The sequence below is a fragment of the Rhizobiaceae bacterium genome (genome assembly GCA_023953835.1).
Classification (GTDB): Bacteria; Pseudomonadota; Alphaproteobacteria; order Rhizobiales; family Rhizobiaceae; genus Mesorhizobium_G.
Map to the genome: position 1 here is coordinate 2843799 of JAMLJB010000001.1, position 19923 is coordinate 2863721.

Annotated in this window: 16 protein-coding genes and 1 other RNA gene; all 17 read left to right on the plus strand. The window is 62.4% G+C overall.

Annotated features, from left to right (window positions below; genetic code table 11):
* Positions 1-140: 140 nt before the first annotated feature.
* The 17 genes from M9924_13355 (at position 141) to ftsZ (ending at position 19820) form a co-directional block, all read left to right on the plus strand.
* Positions 141-791 carry a transglycosylase SLT domain-containing protein gene (locus M9924_13355; protein ID MCO5065384.1) on the plus strand — a complete coding sequence of 217 codons (651 nt, stop codon included), beginning with the start codon at positions 141-143 and terminating at the stop codon, positions 789-791.
* Between the two features lie 52 nt (positions 792-843).
* An RNA gene (rnpB, locus tag M9924_13360) (RNase P RNA component class A) lies at positions 844-1252 on the plus strand.
* A 335-nt stretch (positions 1253-1587) separates the two neighbouring features.
* A complete protein-coding gene (gene rsmH / locus M9924_13365; protein ID MCO5065385.1) occupies positions 1588-2583 on the plus strand; it encodes a 16S rRNA (cytosine(1402)-N(4))-methyltransferase RsmH in 996 nt (331 codons plus the stop codon).
* Positions 2584-2586: 3 nt separating this feature from the next.
* Entirely contained in the window at positions 2587-2952 is a 366-nt protein-coding gene (locus M9924_13370; protein MCO5065386.1) for a hypothetical protein, read from the plus strand.
* Entirely contained in the window at positions 2949-4664 is a 1716-nt protein-coding gene (locus M9924_13375) for a penicillin-binding protein 2 (protein ID MCO5065387.1), read from the plus strand. Before M9924_13370 ends, M9924_13375 begins: the two co-directional genes overlap by 4 nt.
* 32 nt (positions 4665-4696) lie before the next feature.
* Positions 4697-6151, plus strand: a complete 1455-nt coding sequence (locus M9924_13380) for a UDP-N-acetylmuramoyl-L-alanyl-D-glutamate--2,6-diaminopimelate ligase (protein ID MCO5065388.1) — start codon at positions 4697-4699, stop codon at positions 6149-6151.
* Complete coding sequence (locus tag M9924_13385; GenBank protein ID MCO5065389.1) at positions 6148-7584, plus strand: UDP-N-acetylmuramoylalanyl-D-glutamyl-2,6-diaminopimelate--D-alanyl-D-alanine ligase; 1437 nt, start codon at positions 6148-6150, stop codon at positions 7582-7584. The genes M9924_13380 and M9924_13385 overlap by 4 nt, the downstream gene beginning before the upstream one ends.
* Before the next feature lie 26 nt (positions 7585-7610).
* Positions 7611-8693, plus strand: a complete 1083-nt coding sequence (gene mraY / locus M9924_13390; protein MCO5065390.1) for a phospho-N-acetylmuramoyl-pentapeptide-transferase — start codon at positions 7611-7613, stop codon at positions 8691-8693.
* 4 nt (positions 8694-8697) lie between these two features.
* On the plus strand, positions 8698-10095 hold the full coding sequence (murD, locus tag M9924_13395) for a UDP-N-acetylmuramoyl-L-alanine--D-glutamate ligase (GenBank protein ID MCO5065391.1): 1398 nt from the start codon (positions 8698-8700) through the stop codon (positions 10093-10095).
* Positions 10095-11243, plus strand: coding sequence for a putative lipid II flippase FtsW (ftsW, locus tag M9924_13400; protein ID MCO5065392.1), 1149 nt, complete (start codon positions 10095-10097; stop codon positions 11241-11243). The genes murD and ftsW overlap by 1 nt, the downstream gene beginning before the upstream one ends.
* Positions 11243-12370, plus strand: coding sequence for an undecaprenyldiphospho-muramoylpentapeptide beta-N-acetylglucosaminyltransferase (gene murG / locus M9924_13405; protein MCO5065393.1), 1128 nt, complete (start codon positions 11243-11245; stop codon positions 12368-12370). Before ftsW ends, murG begins: the two co-directional genes overlap by 1 nt.
* A complete protein-coding gene (gene murC, locus M9924_13410) occupies positions 12367-13773 on the plus strand; it encodes a UDP-N-acetylmuramate--L-alanine ligase (protein MCO5065394.1) in 1407 nt (468 codons plus the stop codon). The genes murG and murC overlap by 4 nt, the downstream gene beginning before the upstream one ends.
* Positions 13770-14735: a UDP-N-acetylmuramate dehydrogenase gene (murB, locus tag M9924_13415; protein ID MCO5065395.1), complete on the plus strand. Its 966-nt coding sequence runs from the start codon at positions 13770-13772 to the stop codon at positions 14733-14735. Before murC ends, murB begins: the two co-directional genes overlap by 4 nt.
* Before the next feature lie 230 nt (positions 14736-14965).
* Positions 14966-15892 carry a D-alanine--D-alanine ligase gene (locus M9924_13420; GenBank protein ID MCO5065396.1) on the plus strand — a complete coding sequence of 309 codons (927 nt, stop codon included), beginning with the start codon at positions 14966-14968 and terminating at the stop codon, positions 15890-15892.
* Entirely contained in the window at positions 15880-16821 is a 942-nt protein-coding gene (locus M9924_13425; GenBank protein ID MCO5065397.1) for a cell division protein FtsQ/DivIB, read from the plus strand. The genes M9924_13420 and M9924_13425 overlap by 13 nt, the downstream gene beginning before the upstream one ends.
* On the plus strand, positions 16818-18125 hold the full coding sequence (gene ftsA, locus M9924_13430; protein ID MCO5065398.1) for a cell division protein FtsA: 1308 nt from the start codon (positions 16818-16820) through the stop codon (positions 18123-18125). Before M9924_13425 ends, ftsA begins: the two co-directional genes overlap by 4 nt.
* 63 nt (positions 18126-18188) lie before the next feature.
* Positions 18189-19820, plus strand: a complete 1632-nt coding sequence (gene ftsZ, locus M9924_13435) for a cell division protein FtsZ (GenBank protein MCO5065399.1) — start codon at positions 18189-18191, stop codon at positions 19818-19820.
* The last annotated feature ends 103 nt before the right edge of the window (positions 19821-19923 follow it).

Genomic DNA, 19923 nt, shown 5'->3' on the forward strand with positions numbered 1-19923 from the left:
ACTTTCGGGTCTGAATTCACCCGCACAGGCCGATGCATTCACTGTGTCGCTTCGTGCGGAGCGATACGAGGCCCGACAACGCCAGGACTCGACAAGAGCGGCGCGCCCCAAAAAAAGAAAAGGTATCAATGAAAATTCGGATGTTTGTAGCGGCAGCGCTTGCTGCCGGCGTGATTTCTGTTGCCGCGAAAGCCGGGGAACTTCCCATGGATCGCGCGGGAAGCCTCACGCGTGTCGTTGCAAAAGCCGCTCCGGCAAAGCGCGTGGAGAAGCCTTCGCGGAAGAAGGCCGAGGTCGCACTCGTCGCGCGAGAGCGTAAAGCCCGGAAGCCGGTGCGAGCCCGCGCCCCTCGCGGCCTCGACACAATGACGACCGCCGCCATAACCGCTGCAGGTGCGGCGAGGGGCGCGGGAGAGGCCCTGGCCTACAGCGCAATCATTGCGCGCTATGCTTCTGAATATAAGGTGCCGCTGCCGCTGGCTCATGCTGTCATCCAGGTCGAGAGCAATTATCGTCCCGGCATCGTTGGCCGGGCAGGGGAGATCGGCCTGATGCAGATCAAACCGGCCACGGCCCGCATGCTGGGCTATGGCGGCACGGTGGCCGGCCTCCACGACCCGGAAACGAATATCCGCTTCGGAATGAAGTATCTTTCGATGGCCAGGGAACTCGGCGACGGGAGTACGTGCGGAACAATTCTCAAATACAATGCGGGACATGCGGCAACACGAATGAACCCGACCTCATCCGCCTATTGCGCCAAAGTGACGAAGTTGATCGCCGGGCTCTGACATCATGTCAGCGCTCTTGCAAAAGGGGTGCTCCCGCCCTTAATACGGCTTGCCAGCTGGCCGGGCGGCCGCACGCGCAAGCGCCGCAAGGCCGCGCGTGAGGAAAGTCCGGGCTCCATGGAACACGGTGCCGGATAACGTCCGGCGGGGGCAACCCCAGGGATAGTGCCACAGAAAGTATACCGCCTTCGCGTTTCGGCCTTCGGGCCGCGCTGCGTGGGAAAGGGTGAAAGGGTGGGGTAAGAGCCCACCGCGCGGTTGGCAACAGCCGTGGCAGGGCAAACCCCACCGGGAGCAAGACCGAATAGGGACGGCAAGAAGGGAAACCTTCGGGGCGGTTTCAGCCCGCTGTCCGGGTTGGTTGCGTGAGGCGCATCGCAATATGCGCCCAAGATGAATGGCCGCCACGTTCCGCCTCAGGCGGGGCCATACAGAACCCGGCTTACAGGCCAGCTGGCAATTTCACCTTAGTAATGTAAATGTAATCATATAGTTATGCAGCATAATGGGGATTTTGAGTCAGGCTATTCGCGTGCCCGATCAGCGGCGCAGATGCTTGATGTAGATTTGAATCGAATGCCGCCCAATAACCGTTCGTTAGCCTTAATGGAGCATAAAGCGGTTTGGTTTCGGGTTCGGGCCTTTTCCTTGGCTACGCGCCTGTCAAATTTGAATCGGATTTTATCGAAGCCTCATGGCCTGCCGTGCATATGCGCACACTCGAACTGAACACGCAGATGGCAAGCCCATCCCCGGCTCGCGCCGCTTCAATCGCATGCGGCGGCAAGGTGCCCGCATGACCGCGCCGTCGGCTGAACATGCGCGCCACATTCCCGTGCTGCTGCGTGAAGTGCTAGACGCGCTTAGCCCTCAGGCCGGCGAACTGATCGTGGATGGGACGTTCGGCGCGGGCGGATACACGCGTGCCATTCTGGATGCAGGCGCGTCGGTCGTTGCGTTCGACCGCGATCCGAAGGCAATTACTGCCGGTCAAAGCCTCGCGGCATCTTCGGCAGGTCGGTTGCGGCTTGTGGAAGCACCTTTTTCGTCCATGGGGGAGCATGTCGAGGCGGCGGATGGCGTGGTGCTCGACATCGGCGTTTCATCAATGCAGCTCGACGAGGCGGTGCGCGGCTTTTCCTTTCGTGCTGATGGGCCGCTCGATATGCGCATGGCCGGGGAAGGAGCTTCCGCGGCCGATATCGTGAACAGCTACAAGACCGGCGACCTGGCGCGCATCTTCAACTTCCTCGGCGAGGAACGGCATGCGGGCCGTATCGCGCGCATGATCGTTGAACGCAGGCAGAAGCGGCGGTTTGAGAGTACGCTGGACCTTGCCGACGCCATTGCCACCCATATCGGTCGCGGCGCGAAGGACAAGATCCACCCCGCGACGCGCGTGTTTCAGGCGCTGCGCATTTATGTCAACGACGAGCTGGGCGAACTGGCGCGCGCCCTTCTCGCAGCCGAGCGCATTTTGAAGCCGGGCGGGCGTCTGGTCGTCGTGAGCTTTCACTCGCTGGAGGATCGTATCGTCAAGCGCTTCATCGCCGACCGCAGCGAGGCCCCATCGGGATCGCGCCATCTTCCGCAAGTGGCAGGCCGGGATGTGACGTTCGAAAAGCACGGCGGTGCGCGCAATCCAACCGAGGCGGAGATCGCGGCCAATCCCCGTGCGCGCTCGGCCCGGCTTCGCGCCGCAATTCGCACCGATGCTCCGGCGCGTGCGGCGGACCTTGCCTTGTTCGATCTGCCGAAGCTTCCCGAACTTCGGCAAACGGTGGAGATGTAGTCCTTGTTTCGTACCACTGACACAGTGCTGATTGCGGTGATGGTTGCGGCGGCGGCACTGACCTACAAGACCAAGCACGATGCCGAGAACCGGCTGCGCGAAGTTCACAGACTGGAGCGCTCGATTCGCTATGAGCAGGACACCATCGCGATCCTCAAGGCCGATTGGTCGCTTCTGACGCAGCCTGCGAGGCTGCAGAAGCTTGTTGAAACCTATCAGGACCAGTTGAACCTCGTTCCTTCTGACCCAAGGCGGATCGTGGGCATCGATGAGGTGCCGAAGAAGGAGTTGAAGGTCGAGGACCTTCTCGCTGGCCAGACGGCAAAGCCCGCGCAGGACCAGACGACCACAGGGAGCATCGCGCAATGATCGGTTGGCTGAGGAAGCGGCTTTCCGCGGGTAGAGGCACGACTTCCGCCGGGATGGTCTTTGAAGCGACGCGCAGGCCGTCCGGCGGGCGCTCGCGCAACCGCACGCGCATGGCGATGGCGGCGTTCTTTGCGTTCTACGCGGCGATTGGCGGCAGGCTTATCTATTTCGGGCTCCAGGATGCGAACGCCGATGGCGGTCCCGCGCCTCACATCACCGCCTCGCGTCCCGATATCGTGGACCGCAACGGTTCGGTGCTGGCAACGGACATCAAGACCTTTTCCCTGTTCGCCGAGCCGCGCCGGATCATCGATCCGGACGAGACCATCGAAAAGCTCGCGACCGTGCTGCCCGATCTTCCGATGGAGGATACCTACAAGAAGCTGAAAAGCGGCAAGGGCTTTATCTGGCTGCGCCGCCAGCTTTCGCCGCGCCAGCAGAACGACATCATGCAGCTCGGGCTTCCGGGCATCGGGTTTCGCACCGAGAACCGTCGGTTCTATCCGGCAGGCCGGACCGCCTCCTACATTGTCGGGCTGACCAACCGCGACAACAAGGGCATCTCCGGGCTGGAGAAATATATTGACGATCAAGGGCTTGCCGACCTTCAGGCAACCGGTCTCGCAACCCCCGCCGATCTGAAGCCGGTGAAGCTTGCAATCGATCTGCGCGTCCAGCACATCGTGCGCAACGAAGCCATGGACGCAATGGAAAGGTTCCATGCAATCGCTGCGGGCGCGGTCGTCATCAATGCCAAGACCGGCGAAATCGTCGCAATGGCCTCGGTTCCGGACTTCGATCCGAACAATCCTGTCGATGCGCAGGACAAGGACAAGCTCAACCGCATGTCGGCGGGCCTTTATGAGATGGGCTCGACCATCAAGAGCTTCACCACGGCCATGGCGCTCGATTCCGGTAAGGTCAATCTCAACAGCACCTTCGATGCGCGGCGTCCCATCACCATCGGCCGACGCACGATCCGCGATTTCCACGGCAAGAATCGCATCCTCACCGTGCCGGAAGTGTTTATCTACTCGTCCAATATAGGCTCGGCGCGTGAAGCCGACGTGGTGGGCATCGAGGGGCATCGTGAATTTCTGAAAAGGATGGGCCTGCTTGACCGCATGCAGACCGAGCTTCCCGAAGTGGCGAAGCCGACCGAGCCGAAGGTCTGGAAAAAGGTGCATTCAATCACCATCGCTTTCGGCCACGGCATGTCGACGACGCCTCTGCAAACAGCGGTCGGCGCGGTCGCGCTGATGAATGGCGGGCGCCTGATGTCGCCGACATTCCTGCCGCGCACGCTCGACGAGGCGATCGCGGCGTCCACGCAGGTGGTGAGCGAAAAGACCAGCGAGGACATGCGCTACCTCTACCGGCTGAACGCCGAGAAAGGGTCGGGCAAGAAGGCCGAGGTGCCGGGCTATCGGGTGGGCGGCAAGACCGGCACGGCGGAGAAGGTCGTCAATGGACGCTATGCCAGCAACAAGCGGTTCAACGCCTTCCTGGCCGCGTTCCCGATGGACGATCCGCAATATGTCGTGCTGTCGATCATAGACGAGCCGCAACCCGAAAAGCCGGGCATGGGTGCAACCGCAGGTTCCAACGCGGCGCCTATCGTCGCCAACATTATTCGCCGTTCGGCGTCGATGCTTGGCGTCAAGCCCGATTTCGGCCAAGAGGAAGCTGTTACTCTGGTTTCCTCCGAATGATTCGAGAATTTTACTGACTTGCGAGCGACTTGATGCGCTTTTCTGAACTTGCAGGGGTGCTGCCGACCGAAAACTCCCTTCCGGGAGCTTTCGATGTTGCGGGCATAACTGCCGACTCCCGTCAGGTTGTGCCGGGCGCGCTGTTCTTCGCGGTCGCGGGTTCAAAGGCGGATGGCGCTGCCTATGCGGCGGATGCGGGCAGACGCGGCGCGGCTGCAATCGTGGCGTCTGGCGGTGCCGACCTCGGCAGTCTGTCCGTGCCCGCCATTCGGGTGGAGGATGCCCGCCGGGCGCTGGCGCTCTCCGCCGCGCGCTTTTATGGCGAACAGCCCGCCACGATGGTCGCCGTGACGGGCACGAGCGGCAAGACATCAGTGGTTTCCTTCACGCGCCAGATCTGGGAGCAGGGCGGCCTTGCCGCCGCCAGCATCGGCACAACGGGCGTTGTCGCGCCGGGACGCGACGACTACGGCTCGCTGACGACGCCCGACCCGGTCGCGCTGCATAAGCTGCTTTCCGAACTGGCCGCATCGGGCGTAACCCATGCGGCGATGGAAGCATCGAGCCACGGTCTCGACCAGCGGCGGCTGGACGGCGTGCGGCTTGCGGCTGCGGGCTTCACCAATCTCGGTCGCGACCATATGGATTACCATCCCACGGTGGACGACTATCTCAAAGCGAAGCTGCGTCTATTCGATACGCTTTTGCCCAAACGCGCGCCTGCCGTCATATTTGCCGACGATGCCTATTCGGCACGCGCCATCGAGGCCGCCCGCGCCGCCGGTCTCGACGTCCGCACGGTCGGGCGACTCGGCAGTTTCCTGCAATTGAAGCGGGTCGAGCATGAACGTTACAGGCAGCGTGCCGAGATCGCTGCTGACGGGACCATCTACGAGGTCGACCTGCCGCTTGCGGGCGATTTCCAGATCTACAACGCGCTGGTCGCTGCCGGTCTTGCAATCTCCACCGGAGTTTCGCCCGGCAAGGCGCTGAAATCGCTCGACAAGATCAAGGGCGCATCCGGCCGTCTCGAACTGGTGGGAACGGCGCGGAACGGCGCCCCCGCCTATGTCGATTACGCGCACAAGCCCGACGCGCTGGAGAATGTGCTGAATTCGGTGCGCCCCTTTACGACGGGCCGGGTAATCGTCGTGTTCGGTTGCGGCGGTGACCGCGACCGTGGCAAACGCCCCATCATGGGCGAGATCGCGACACGCCTTGCCGACATCGCCATCGTGACGGACGACAATCCGCGCTCCGAGGTTGCCGCCGACATTCGCTCGGCCATCATGGCGGCTGCTCCGGGCGCGATCGAGATCGGCGACCGCCGCGAGGCCATCCGTGAGGCGGTTTCCATGCTCAAGTCGGGAGATACGTTGATCGTTGCGGGCAAAGGCCATGAGGAAGGCCAGACCATCGGCGCGCAGACCTTCCCGTTCTCCGATCATGAAGAACTGCGCAAGGCGCTGGGAGAGCGGCCCGTATGACGCATCTGTGGACCGCCGATGAACTCATAGCGGCCATGGACGGAAGGCCGCTCGGCCCGATGCCCGAAGGCGTTGACGGTATTTCTATAGACAGCCGCAGCCTGAAGCATGGCGACGCCTTTTTTGCCATCAAGGGCGATTCGAAGGACGGGCACGACTTCATCACCGCCGCAATTGCCGCCGGGGCGGGCCTGTTCGTGGTCGCCGAAGCGAAGCTCGCCGCGCTCGGCAGGCTGAACCTGCCGATGATCGTTGTGCCGGATGTGCTTGTAGCGCTTGAGAAACTGGCTGTCGCGGCGCGTGCGCGCTCGAAGGCGAAGATCATCGCCGTCACCGGATCGGCGGGCAAGACCAGCACGAAGGAAGCGCTGCGTCACTGCCTTTCTGTCATCGCAAGCGTGCATGCCTCAGACAAGTCGTTCAACAATCATTGGGGCGTGCCGCTCAGCCTCGCGCGCATGCCCGCCGATTGCAAATATGCGATATTCGAGATCGGCATGAACCATGCCGACGAAATCAGGCCGCTGGTGAAGATGGTCAGGCCGCATGTGGCGCTGGTGACGTTGATCGCGGCGGCCCATCTCGGCCATTTCAAGAACCTGACGGAGATCGCCAAGGCCAAGGCCGAAATCTTCGAGGGTCTGGTGCCGAGCGGTACGGCGCTCATCAATCGCGACGATTCGCACTGGAAGACGCTGGAGAAAGATGCGATTTCGGCAGGGGTGAAGAACATCGCCACCTTCGGCGAACATGCCCGCGCGACCTATCGGCTCATCGACTTCAAACTGCACTCCGATCATTCGACGCTGGCCGCCAAGATCGGCGGCAAAGAGATCCTGGCGCGCGTCGGCGCGCCGGGCCGCCATATGGTCCAGAACGCGCTAGCAGTGCTGGCTTGCGCCGATCTGGTCGGCGCGTCTATTCCCGCCGTGGCGCTCGCGCTTGGCGATTTGCAGGCGGAAGCGGGAAGGGGAAAGCGCCATCGCCTGCGCCACCCGCGGGGGGCTTTTACCCTTATCGACGAAAGCTACAACGCCAATCCGGCCTCGATGAAGGCAGCGCTCTCCTTGCTGAAGGCCATGGAGATTGCCGACAATGGCAAGCGCATAGCGGTGCTCGGCGACATGCTGGAGCTTGGCGCGCATTCCCGCAAGCTGCACGGCGATCTTGCCGCGCTTCTGGTAGATTCCGGCGCGGATCGCGTCTTTCTCGGGGGCGAGGAGATGAAGGCGCTTGCCGAAGCAATGCCGGAGGGAATCAAGTTCGAGTATCGGACGCAGACCGACGAACTGCTTCCTCTCGTTCTGGCGGCGGTGCGGCCGGGGGATGCGGTCGTGGTGAAGTCATCGAAGTCGAGGGGCTTTTCCAGGATCGTCGATGCAATGCTGAAACAGTTTCCGGCGGACGCCGGAAACGCTGAAACATCCGAATAGGCGGGGCCGGGGGACAAAGCAGGTCAATGCTCACATTTCTGGTCGCATTCGCGGAACATGTCTCGTTCTTCAACGTGTTCCGCTACATCACCTTCCGCACGGGCGGCGCGCTGATCACTGCCGCGCTGATCGTGTTCGTGTTCGGTCCCCAGATCATTGACTCTTTGCGCATCCGGCAGGGAAAAGGCCAGCCGATCCGCGCGGACGGTCCGCAGACACATTTCAAGAAGGCCGGCACGCCCACCATGGGCGGCCTGATGATCCTGAGCGGCATCATCGTCTCCTCGCTTCTGTGGACGAACCTGTCCAGCATCTATGTCTGGATCGTGCTCCTGGTGGCGCTCGGCTTCGGCGCAATCGGCTTCTATGACGATTATCTGAAGGTCACGAAGCAGTCGCATCGCGGCCTATCCGGCGCGAAACGCCTCGGCATCGAGTTCGTGATCGCGGCGGTCGCCGTGTCCGTTATCGTCTGGGCCGGGCAGGCACCGTTCTCGACCTCGCTCACATTCCCGTTCATCAAGGACTTTATCCTGAACCTGAGCTGGTTCTTCATCCCATTCGCCTGCTTCGTGATTGTCGGCGCGGGCAACGCGGTCAATCTGACCGACGGCCTCGACGGGCTCGCCATCGTTCCGATCATGATCGCGGCAGCCACCTTCGGCGTCATCGCCTATCTGTCAGGCAACGCGGTCTTTGCCGACTACCTGCAAATCCATTTTGTGCCCGGCACAGGCGAGTTGGCGGTCGTGCTCGGCGCGGTGATCGGCGCGGGCCTCGGTTTCCTCTGGTTCAATGCGCCGCCTGCCGCCATCTTCATGGGCGACACCGGCTCGCTGGCGCTGGGCGGATTGATCGGCACCGTTGCCGTCGCGACCAAGCACGAGATTGTCATGGCCATTGTCGGCGGGCTTTTCGTGATGGAAGCCCTGTCGGTCATCATTCAGGTCGGCTTCTTCAAGATGACCGGCAAGCGCGTTTTCCTGATGGCGCCCATACACCATCATTTCGAGAAACTCGGCTGGACCGAGAGTCAGGTCGTGATTCGCTTCTGGATTATTGCCGTCATCCTCGCTCTCATCGGCCTTTCCACACTCAAGCTGAGGTGAAATCGTGATTGCAGCCTCGTGCTTCAGTGGCAGGCGGGTAGCACTTTTCGGGCTCGGCGGGTCCGGCATGGCGACGGCGCGCGCGCTCGTCGAGGGCGGCGCGCAACTCGTCTGTTGGGACGACAACCCTGAAAGCGTCGCCAAAGCCGAGGACGAAGGCCTGCCGGTGGGCGACCTGCGCGAGGAGGACTGGTCGCGCTTCTGCTCGTTCGTGCTCTCGCCCGGCGTGCCGCTCACGCATCCGAAGCCGCACTGGAGCGTTGAACTGGCGCGGGCCGCCGGAGTCGAAATCATCGGTGATGTCGAATTGTTCGTGCGCGAGCGCAATCTCAATGCGCCGGATGCGCCCTTTATCGCCATTACCGGCACCAACGGCAAATCGACGACGACCGCCCTGACCGCGCATATCCTGAAATCCGCTGGCCGCAATGCCCAGATGGGGGGCAATATCGGACGCGCCGTCATGACGCTGGAGCCGCCGACGTCCAATCGGTTCTATGTCATCGAATGCTCATCCTACCAGATCGACCTTGCGCCCTCGATCAATCCGACGGCCGGCGTCCTGCTCAACCTGACCCCTGACCATCTGGACCGGCACGGGACGATGCAGCGCTACGCAGCGATCAAGGAGCAGCTCGTTGCAGGCGCGGAAACCGCCATCGTCGGCGTCGATGATCCCTTCTGCGCGCAGATCGCCGACAGGCTGGAGCTTGCCGGTCGCAAAGTGGTGCGCATCTCCAAGCGCCTGTCACTGACCGATGGATATTATGCCGAGGGCACGGACCTGATGGAGGCGAAGGACGGTCACTACAGCCGCATCGCCTTCCTCGAAGGCATCGGCTCGCTTCGCGGCCAGCACAATGCGCAGAACGCTCTGGCCGCAATCGTCGCATGCCTGACCGTCGGGCTGGACCTGGGTGAGATACAGGCCGGACTTGAGAGCTTTCCGGGGCTCGCGCACCGCATGGAGCCGGTTGCGCGCAAGGACAATGTGCTTTTCGTCAATGATTCGAAGGCGACGAACGCGGATGCCGCTGCTCCGGCACTGTCGAGCTTTCCGCGCATCTACTGGATCGTGGGCGGGCTTCCGAAGGAAGGCGGCATTGAGCCGCTGCGCGGACTGTTTCCGCGCATCGCGCGAGCTTACCTGATCGGCGAGGCTGCGCCCGCCTTTTCGGCCACGCTCGGCGGCTCAGTTCCGTATGAGATTTCCGGAACGTTGCAGGCCGCTGTCGAACACGCGGCTCAGGATTCGGCAAGCGATGAGAGCGGCGAGGTTGTCGTGCTGCTCTCGCCTGCCTGCGCCAGCTTCGACCAGTTCAAGAATTTCGAGGTGCGCGGAGAGGCGTTCCGAAAGGCCGTGCGCGGCATTGAAGGTATCACGCTGCTTGGAGGGGAATGATGCTCAGTCGTCTCGATAAAAGCCCTGTCGCAACCTGGTGGTGGACGGTTGATCGCTGGTTCCTCGCCGCCTTCCTGTCTCTCATGGGATTGGGCATCGTGCTGTCCTTTGCCGCAAGCCCGGCTGTGGCCGATCGCATCGGCCTCGACACGTTCCATTTCGCGACACGCCAGATCATGTTCATGATCCCGGCGCTCGGCGCGATGCTGGCGGTGTCTTTCCTTTCTGCGCGGCAGGTGCGTCGCATGGCGCTCATCATGCTCTGCCTGTTCCTGCTCATGATGGTGGCCGTGTTGTTCATCGGCGTGGAGGTGAAAGGCGCGCGCCGCTGGCTCTCGCTCGGCGGGCTTTCCATCCAGCCGTCCGAGTTCCTCAAGCCGGCCTTTGTCATCATGTGCGCATGGCTTTTCGCCGAGCAGGCGAAGCGCACGATTCCCGGAAATCTGCTCGCCATCGGGCTGCTCGGCATCGTGATTGGCCTGCTCGTCCTTCAGCCCGACCTTGGCCAGACCATGCTGACCCTGGGAACCTGGGGCGTGATGTTTTTTCTCGCCGGCATGTCCTGGTTCTGGATCGCGCTGTTCGGCGGCGTGGGCGTTTTCGGGGCGTTTGCCGCCTATACCGTCTTTCCCCATGTTGCGAGCCGCCTCGACCGCTTTCTTTCAGGTGAAGGCGACATGTATCAGGTCGACATGGGGCGCGACGCGGTGATCGCCGGTGGCTGGTTCGGCGTCGGTCCGGGCGAGGGCACCGTCAAGCGCATGATACCGGACAGCCATGCCGATTTCGTCTTTGCCGTCGCAGGCGAAGAGTTCGGGATCGTGCTCTGTTTCCTCATCATGCTGATCTTCGCATTCATTGTGCTGCGCGGAATGAAGATCGCGCTCAAGGAGCACGATGAATTTACCCGGCTGGCGGTGGCCGGGCTGGTCACCGTGTTCGGATTTCAATCCATCATCAATATGGGCGTGAACCTCCAGTTGCTGCCCGCCAAGGGAATGACACTGCCTTTCATTTCCTACGGCGGTTCATCACTGATCGCGATTGCGATCTCGATGGGCATGGTGCTTGCGCTCACACGCCGCGGTCCGGAGAAACTGAAGAACCATAGGCTCTCCATGCCGCGCAACCTTGTGCCGGCCGAATAATGGGCCAGCGCACCGCCATCCTTGCGGCGGGCGGCACGGGCGGGCATCTCTTCCCGGCCGAGGCGCTGGCGCATGAGTTGAAGGCGCGCGGCTGGTCGGTGCATCTGGCCAGCGACGAACGCGCAAACCGGTTTGCCGGTTCGTTCCCCGCGGATGCGATCCATCCCATTGCTTCCGCCACCTTCGGCTCGAAAAATCCGGTCGCGCTGGCAAAATCCTTCCTGACCATCTGGAAGGGCGTGCGGCAGGCGTCCGCCGTCATCAAGCAAATCGAGCCTTCCGTGGTCGTTGGGTTCGGCGGTTATCCGACCGTTCCGCCACTGTTTGCCGCGACGCGACGCGGTGTCCCGAGCCTTGTGCACGAGCAGAATGCGGTGATGGGGCGAGCAAACCGCATGCTTGCCTCGCGCGTCACGGCGATTGCGGGCGGCTTCCTCGATCCCGCCCGGACAGGCTTTGCCGGCAAGATCGTGGTGACGGGCAATCCTGTCAGGCCCGCCGTGCTGGCGCTTGCCGGTTCGCCCTATGTGTCGGCGCGTTCGGCCGATCCGTTCCGGCTGCTCGTTTTTGGCGGAAGCCAGGGCGCGCAGTTCTTTTCCCAAGCCGTTCCGGCTGCCCTTGCAAAGCTTCCGGCGAGCGAGCGCAAGAGGCTATTGGTGACACAGCAGGCTCGACCGGAGGACGTTGAGGGCGTCGTCACAGCATATGCCGCGCTTGGCGTGCAGGCTGAAATTTCGCCCTTCTTTGGGGACATGGCCCAGCGCATCGCGGATGCCCAGCTTGTGATCGCGCGTTCCGGCGCATCGACCGTTTCCGAGATCGGGGTGATCGGTCGCCCGGCGCTGCTGGTGCCGTATCCCCACGCGCTTGATCACGATCAGGCCGCAAATGCCGCCGCGCTGGAAGCGGCGGGCGGCGCGGAGGTTCATCAACAATCGACGCTTTCGCCCGAGCGCCTCGCGGAACTGATCTTTGCCCTGATAACGGGTCCGAAGCGGCTTGCCACGATGGCCGCCGCCTCGCTCTCGGTTGGCAAGCCCAACGCCGCGCGGTTGCTCGCGGACCTTGCGGAGGCTATCTCCAGAGGCGAATCCGTCGAAATGTTCAAGAAGGAAGCCGATGCATGAAGATGCCGGAGACGATAGGGCTGGTGCATTTCATCGGCATCGGCGGCATCGGAATGAGCGGCATCGCCGAGGTGCTGCACAATCTCGGATACCGGGTGCAGGGGTCCGATCAGGCGGACAGCGCGAATGTCCAGCGGCTTCGCGCCAAGGGCATTGAATGTTTCGTTGGGCATCGCGCCGAGAATCTCGGTGATGCCGAGGTGGTCGTCGTCTCGACGGCGATCAAGAAGTCCAATCCCGAGCTTGCCGCTGCACGCGAAAAGCTGCTGCCGATCGTCCGGCGCGCGGAAATGCTGGCCGAGCTGATGCGGTTCCGGCAGGCGGTCGCCATTGGCGGGACACATGGCAAAACCACCACTACCTCCATGGTCGCGACCTTGCTGGAAGCGGGCGGACTGGACCCGACGGTTATCAATGGCGGGATCATCAACGCCTACGGCACCAATGCGCGCATGGGTGAAGGCGAATGGATGGTGGTCGAGGCAGATGAAAGCGACGGCACCTTCCTCAAGCTGCCCGCCGATATCGCGGTCGTCACCAATATAGACCCCGAGCATCTCGACCATTACGGGACGTTCGACAAGGTTCGCGAGGCCTTCCGGCAGTTCGTGGAAAATGTGCCGTTCTACGGTTTCGGCGTGATGTGCACCGACCATCCCGAGGTTCAGGCGCTGGTGTCACGCATCGAGGACCGGCGCGTCATCACCTATGGCGAAAACGCGCAGGCCGACGTGCGTTTCACGAACCATCGCATGGAGGGCGCGACCTCGCATTTCGATGTGGTGATCCGCGACCGCAAGACTGGTCGGCATACAACCATCAAGGGTTTGTCACTGCCGATGCCGGGCCATCACAATGTGTCCAACGCCACGGCGGCCATCGCGGTCGCGCACGAGCTTGGCCTGACCGACGAGGCGATCAAACGGGGCCTGTCCTCCTTCGGAGGCGTCAAGCGGCGCTTCACGCCCACGGGAAGCTGGAACGGCGTCCAGATATTCGACGATTACGGCCACCATCCCGTGGAGATCAAGGCGGTGCTCAAGGCGGCTCGCGATGCGACGCGCGGCCACATCATCGCCATTGCGCAGCCACATCGCTTCACCCGGCTGCGCGATCTGTTCGACGACTTCTCCGCCTGCTTCAACGATGCCGACACCGTGCTCGTCGCCCCGGTCTATGCGGCGGGGGAAGACCCCATCGAGGGCGTCAACTCACAGGCGCTCGTCTCACGCATACGTTCGGGCGGTCACCGCGACGCCCGCTTCATCGAGGGGCCGGACGAAATTGCCCCTCTGGTGCGCGCCAACGCAAAGGACGGCGATTTCGTCGTCTTTCTGGGGGCGGGCAACATCACGAACTGGGCCTATGCGCTTCCAAAGGAGCTGGGAGGCTCGACCGCATGAGCCGTGGGCAGGATCTACTCGCGCGCCTTGGTGACTTGCTATCCGGCATTCGGGGGCGCCTCACGCCCGATGCCGAGATGGACAAGATCACATGGTTTCGGGCGGGCGGCATGGCCGATCTTCTTTTCCAGCCTGCCGATGAGGATGATCTTGCCGCCTTCCTCAAAGCCGTGCCGGCCGACCTGCCGCTCACCGTCGTCGGCGTCGGCTCGAACCTGCTGGTGCGCGAAGGCGGTGTCAGGGGTGTGGTGATCCGGCTTTCGGCCAAGGGGTTCGGCGAGGCCGAGCGCCTGTCGGAAACGCGCATAAGGGCAGGGGCTGCCTGTCCCGACAAGCGCGTTGCCGCGCTCGCCCTTGAATCGGGCATTGGCGGTTTTCACTTCTACCACGGCATTCCCGGCGCCATCGGTGGCGCGTTGCGCATGAACGCAGGCGCCAACGGCGTCGAGACGCGCGAGCGCGTGGTGGAAGTGCGTGCGCTCGACCGGCAGGGAAACGTGCACATCCTCTCCAATGCGGAGATGGGCTATTCCTATCGTCATTCCACGGCTCCCGCCGACCTGATTTTCGTGTCCGCCGTTTTTGAAGGCTATGTGGAAGACCCCGCTGTAATCCGATCGGCCATGGATGCCGTGCAGCATCATCGTGAGACGGTGCAGCCGATCCGCGAAAAAACGGGCGGCTCCACCTTCAAGAACCCCGAAGAAACATCTGCGTGGAAGGAGATCGAGCGCGCCGGATGTCGCGGGCTGATGATCGGCGGCGCACAGATGTCGCCCATGCACTGCAATTTCATGATCAATACGGGCAGCGCCACAGGCTACGACCTCGAATATCTGGGCGAAACGGTGCGCGCGCGCGTGCTCGAACATTCCGGCATCCGCCTGCAATGGGAGATCAAGCGAATCGGTGAGTTCAAGCCGGGCCGCGAAGTGCACGAGTTTCTGGGCCGGCTGCTGTAAGGGCGCTGTTGTGTCGAGGGCGCAACCCTAGGACAAAGATTCGCATTTGAATCGAAAAATATGAATCAATCCGAGTCATAGGTCTTGCACGCGAATCAAGTCTCTGATTCCTTGCCCTGAGTGTTTCCTGAATTGAGTCGTGAAAGCTTGGCCGGTGTGTTCGGCCCGGTTTCAGGACTCGCGTCTCGAAGCGCATGAAAGTTAGCCCGATCAGAGGGGAAAGACCGGGTATGGCGGCAAAGCACGTGGCAGTTCTCATGGGAGGGTTTTCGTCCGAACGCCCGGTCTCGCTGTCGTCGGGAAATGCCTGTGCGAACGCTCTTGAAGAGGTCGGCTATCGGGTCACCCGGGTCGATGTGGAACGGGATGTCGCGACCGTGCTTTCCAGCCTCAAGCCCGATGTCGCTTTCAATGCGCTGCACGGTCCCTTTGGAGAGGACGGCACGATTCAGGGCATCCTCGAATATCTGGACATTCCCTATACGCATTCGGGCGTGCTGGCGTCGGCGCTGGCCATGAACAAGGACCGGGCCAAGGTCGTCGCGCGGGCCGCTGGCATCCCGGTTGCCGAATCGAAGATCGTCGACAGGTTTGCGATCCGCAACGCTCATCCGATGAAGCCGCCCTATGTCGTGAAGCCGGTCAATGAAGGATCGAGCTTCGGCGTTGTCATCGTCAAGGAGGACCAGTCGCATCCGCCGCAGATCGTCTCCTCCCCGGAGTGGCGCTATGGCCAGCGCGTCATGGTCGAGCGCTACGTGCACGGACGCGAGTTGACCTGCGCGGTGATGGGCGATGTCGCTCTCGGCGTGTGCGAGATCATTCCGACCGGCCACAGCTTCTACGACTATGACTCGAAATATGTGCCTGGCGGCTCAAAACACGAAGTGCCGGCTAAAATTTCATTAAATTTTTACCAAAAAGTCCAAACACTCGCCTTGGCGGCTCACCAAGCAATCGGATGCCGCGGGGTTTCGCGTTCCGACTTCCGTTATGATGATCGTTTCTCGGAGAATGGCGAATTGATCTGGCTGGAGGTGAACACCCAGCCTGGCATGACGCCGACCTCGCTCGTTCCGGAGATTGCGCTTGAAGCCGGGCACTCGTTCGGTGAGTTGCTGCGTTGGTTGGTGGAGGACGCGTCGTGTTCGCGTTGAGGCGGTTGAAACGGCTTTTGGGCGGCCTCTGGAGGCCGGCTCCCGGCTCGCGCCTTGAGGCGGAGGCAGGGTTCGTTCTGCCGCGCCCGCTGCGCAAGCCGATCCGTTTTCTTGCACGCTATTGCCGTGGCGAAATACAGCCACCGCGCCACAGCAACGCCGTGATGACTGCACTCCTGTTCGCGGCTACCGGCGTCTACGGTTCCTATCTGGGCGGGTTGATGCCGGATGTTGCACAGGCGATTACCGCACGCACCGGCTTTGCCGTCGACGAAATCACCGTGACCGGCAATCGCGAGGTTTCCGAGATCGACGTGCTCGACCGGCTCCAGTTGACGGGCTGGACCTCGCTTGTCGGGTTCGACGCCTCCGCGGCGCGGGAGCGCATCGCCAAGATGCCGTGGGTGGAAGACGCGTCGGTGCGAAAGATCTATCCCGACACGATCGAGGTGCGGCTGGATGAACGCAAGCCGTTCGCAGTCTGGCAGCACGACGGACGGCTCTCTGTGATCGAGCAATCCGGCAAGATCATTGCCTCCTACAACAATGGCACCAGCAGGCCGCTTCCCCTGCTTCTCGGGCTGGGTGCGCCTGAGGTTGGAGCGGCATTCGTTTCGAAAATGCAGGATCATCCTGACATAGCGACCCGCGTGCGCGCATATATCCGGGTTGCCGACCGACGCTGGGACCTCAGCTTTGACAACGGCATCAAGGTCATGCTGCCCGAGACCGGTATTGAAACGGCGCTCGAAGCGCTGGGCAGGATGAACCGCGAACAGGATGTGTTCGAGCGTGACATCGTGTCGATCGACATGCGGTTGGCGGATCGCGCCGTTTTTGCGCTGACGGACGAGGCTGTGGCCCGCCGCGACGCCGAGTTGAAAGAGCGCGCAGCCAACCGACGGAAGAAGCCGGAGGCACGGACATGAGTTGGCTGGCGGGGCAAAAGGACGGTGGGCAACGGTCCGGGATCGTCACGGTGCTCGATGTCGGCTCAAGCAAGGTTTGCTGCATCGTTGCGCGCTTGAAGCCGAGCGGCGACAGTCAGCTTCTACGCGCGCGCACCCACAAGGCGCATGTCATCGGGATCGGCCTTCAGAAATCGCAGGGAGTGAAATCGGGCGTCGTGATCGATCTCGACCGCGCCGAACGCTCGATCCGTCAATGCGTCGATGCAGCCGAGCGCATGGCGGGGCTGACGGTGGATTCGCTGATCGTCAACGTATCGTCGGGCCGTATTCGCAGCGAGACGTTCTCGGCCACGATCAATCTGCGCGGCGGCGAGGTCAACGAATACGATATCGACAAGGTGCTGGTAGCGGGCGCGAAGCAGGCCATGAAGGCCGAGCGCCAGGTCGTCCACTCGCTGCCGGTGGCGTTTTCGCTGGATCAGGAACGCGGCGTTCGCGATCCGCGCGGCATGGTCGGTGAAACGCTCGGCGTGGACATGCATGTGCTGACCAGCGATGTCGCCCCGCACCGCAATCTGGAAGCAGCGATCAACCGTTCGCACCTCAGCGTCGAGCGGATGGTTGCGACGCCATATGCCAGTGGTCTGGCGGCTCTCGTCGATGACGAACTGGAGATGGGCGCGGCCTGCATCGACATGGGCGGGGGCACAACCACCGTTTCTGTGTTCTCTGAGGGTAAATTTGTTTTTGCCGACGCAATTCCTTTGGGCGGGAATCATGTAACGCTTGATCTGGCGCGGGGACTTTCCGTGCGCATCGAGGATGCGGAGCGTTTGAAGGTCATGCACAGCACTGCATTGCCTGTCGGCGGTGAGGATCACGAGGTCGTAAGCGTCAGCCCCATGAGCGGCGACGAGCACGAGCCCCAATTGCATGTGCCGCGTTCGGCCATCACGCGCATCGTGCGTGCGCGCGTCGACGAAACGCTGGAGATGTTGCGCGACCGGCTGGCCAAATCCGGCCACGGCGCGACGGTGGGCCGCCGGGTCGTGCTCACAGGCGGTGCAAGCCAGCTTGCCGGCCTGCCGGAGGCCGCCCGACGTATTCTCGGAAGAAATGTGCGAATCGGTCGCCCGCTCGGCGTGGCCGGCTTGCCGGAAGCCGCAAAGGGCCCGGCATTTTCCACCGCGGTCGGTCTCCTGATCTATCCGCAGATGGCAACGTTCGAGAGTGAGAGCATCAACAGCAGTACGAGTCTGAAGTTGACCGGTACCGGGGGGAGATTCCACCGGATGAGTCAGTGGATACGGGAAAGCTTCTAGTTTGGCAGGGGATAGCCCCATAGCGCCGCGCGGCGAGGCGGCATAAGGCAAAGGATAGACAACATGACGATCAATTTACAAAAGCCGGATATCACTGAACTAAAGCCGAGGATCACGGTTTTCGGTGTTGGGGGCGGCGGCGGAAACGCGGTCAACAACATGATCTCCGCCGGGCTGCGCGGCGTTGAGTTTGTTGTCGCCAATACCGATGCGCAGGCGCTGACGATGTCCAAGGCGGATCGGCTGATCCAGCTTGGCGCCAACGTCACGGAGGGCCTGGGGGCGGGTTCTCAGCCTGAGGTTGGCCGCGCTGCCGCCGAGGAATGCATCGACGAGATCAATGACCACCTGTCCAACACGCATATGTGCTTCGTAACCGCCGGCATGGGTGGTGGCACCGGCACCGGCGCTGCGCCCGTGGTTGCGCGCGCCGCCCGCGAGCGTGGCATCCTGACGGTCGGAGTGGTGACCAAGCCGTTCCATTTCGAGGGCCAGCGCCGCATGAAGACGGCTGACCTCGGCATCGAGGAATTGCAGAAGTCGGTCGACACACTGATCGTTATCCCGAACCAGAACCTCTTCCGCCTTGCCAACGACAAGACGACCTTCGCTGACGCCTTCGCCATGGCTGACCAGGTCCTCTATTCGGGTGTTGCCTGCATCACCGACCTGATGGTCAAGGAAGGTCTTATCAACCTCGACTTCGCCGATGTCCGCTCCGTGATGCGCGAGATGGGCAAGGCGATGATGGGAACCGGCGAGGCTTCGGGCGAGGGCCGCGCGATGGCTGCCGCCGAGGCCGCCATCTCCAACCCGCTGCTCGACGAAACCTCGATGAAGGGCGCCAAGGGCCTGCTGATCTCGATCACGGGCGGTCGCGACCTCACCTTGTTCGAGGTGGACGAAGCCGCTACCCGCATTCGCGAGGAAGTCGATCAGGAAGCCAATATCATTCTCGGCGCCACGTTCGACGAGGATCTGGAAGGCGTCATCCGGGTTTCGGTGGTTGCCACGGGCATCGACAAGACGGCTGCGGAAATCGCCGCCACGCCCATCGCGATCCGCCAGCCAGTCAAGACGCAGGCGCCGCGTCCGGCAGGTGAAGCGCCTGTCGCGGCCCCCAAGCCTGCGATGGCCGATCCGGTTGCTGAGGCAATGCAGACCGCCGAGCAGGGCAGGTTTGAAACCGCCCAGCGCCCGGCTGCTCCACAGGAAGATTTTCGGCCCCAGAGCAAGCTCTTCCAGCAACCGCAGCCCGTAGCTCCGGCACCGGTTCCGCAGTTGATGCGCGAGCCTGCGCAGGCCGTCCAGCAAGTGCCGCAACCCGTCCAGCAGACTCCGCGGATGCCGCGCGTCGAGGATTTTCCGCCTGTCGTGCGCGCCGAAGTGGAAGCCAAGACGCGCACCGCCGCCGCGCAGGAGAGTGGACCGATGGGTCTCCTCAAGCGTCTGACGAACGGCCTCACCCGCCATGCGGAAGAGCCCGCGCGTCCTGCAGTGTCCGAACAGCCTCGCGAACCGAAGCTGCGTCAGGTTGCGCCGGAAGCGCGCCGGATCAATCCGAACGATGCGCAGCTTTATGCTCCGCGCCGCGGCCAGCTCGACGATCACGGTCGGCTTACCCCGCAGACGCGCGCTGCGCATGAGGAAGATCAGTTGGAGATTCCGGCGTTCCTTCGCCGGCAAGCGAACTAGCTTTAGCCAAACTGATTAATCGTCGCTAACGAAGTTGAAACACGGGCGTCATCGGCGCCCGTGTTGCTTTTTGGAAACCTTTTGTTTTTCAATTGCTTATAAG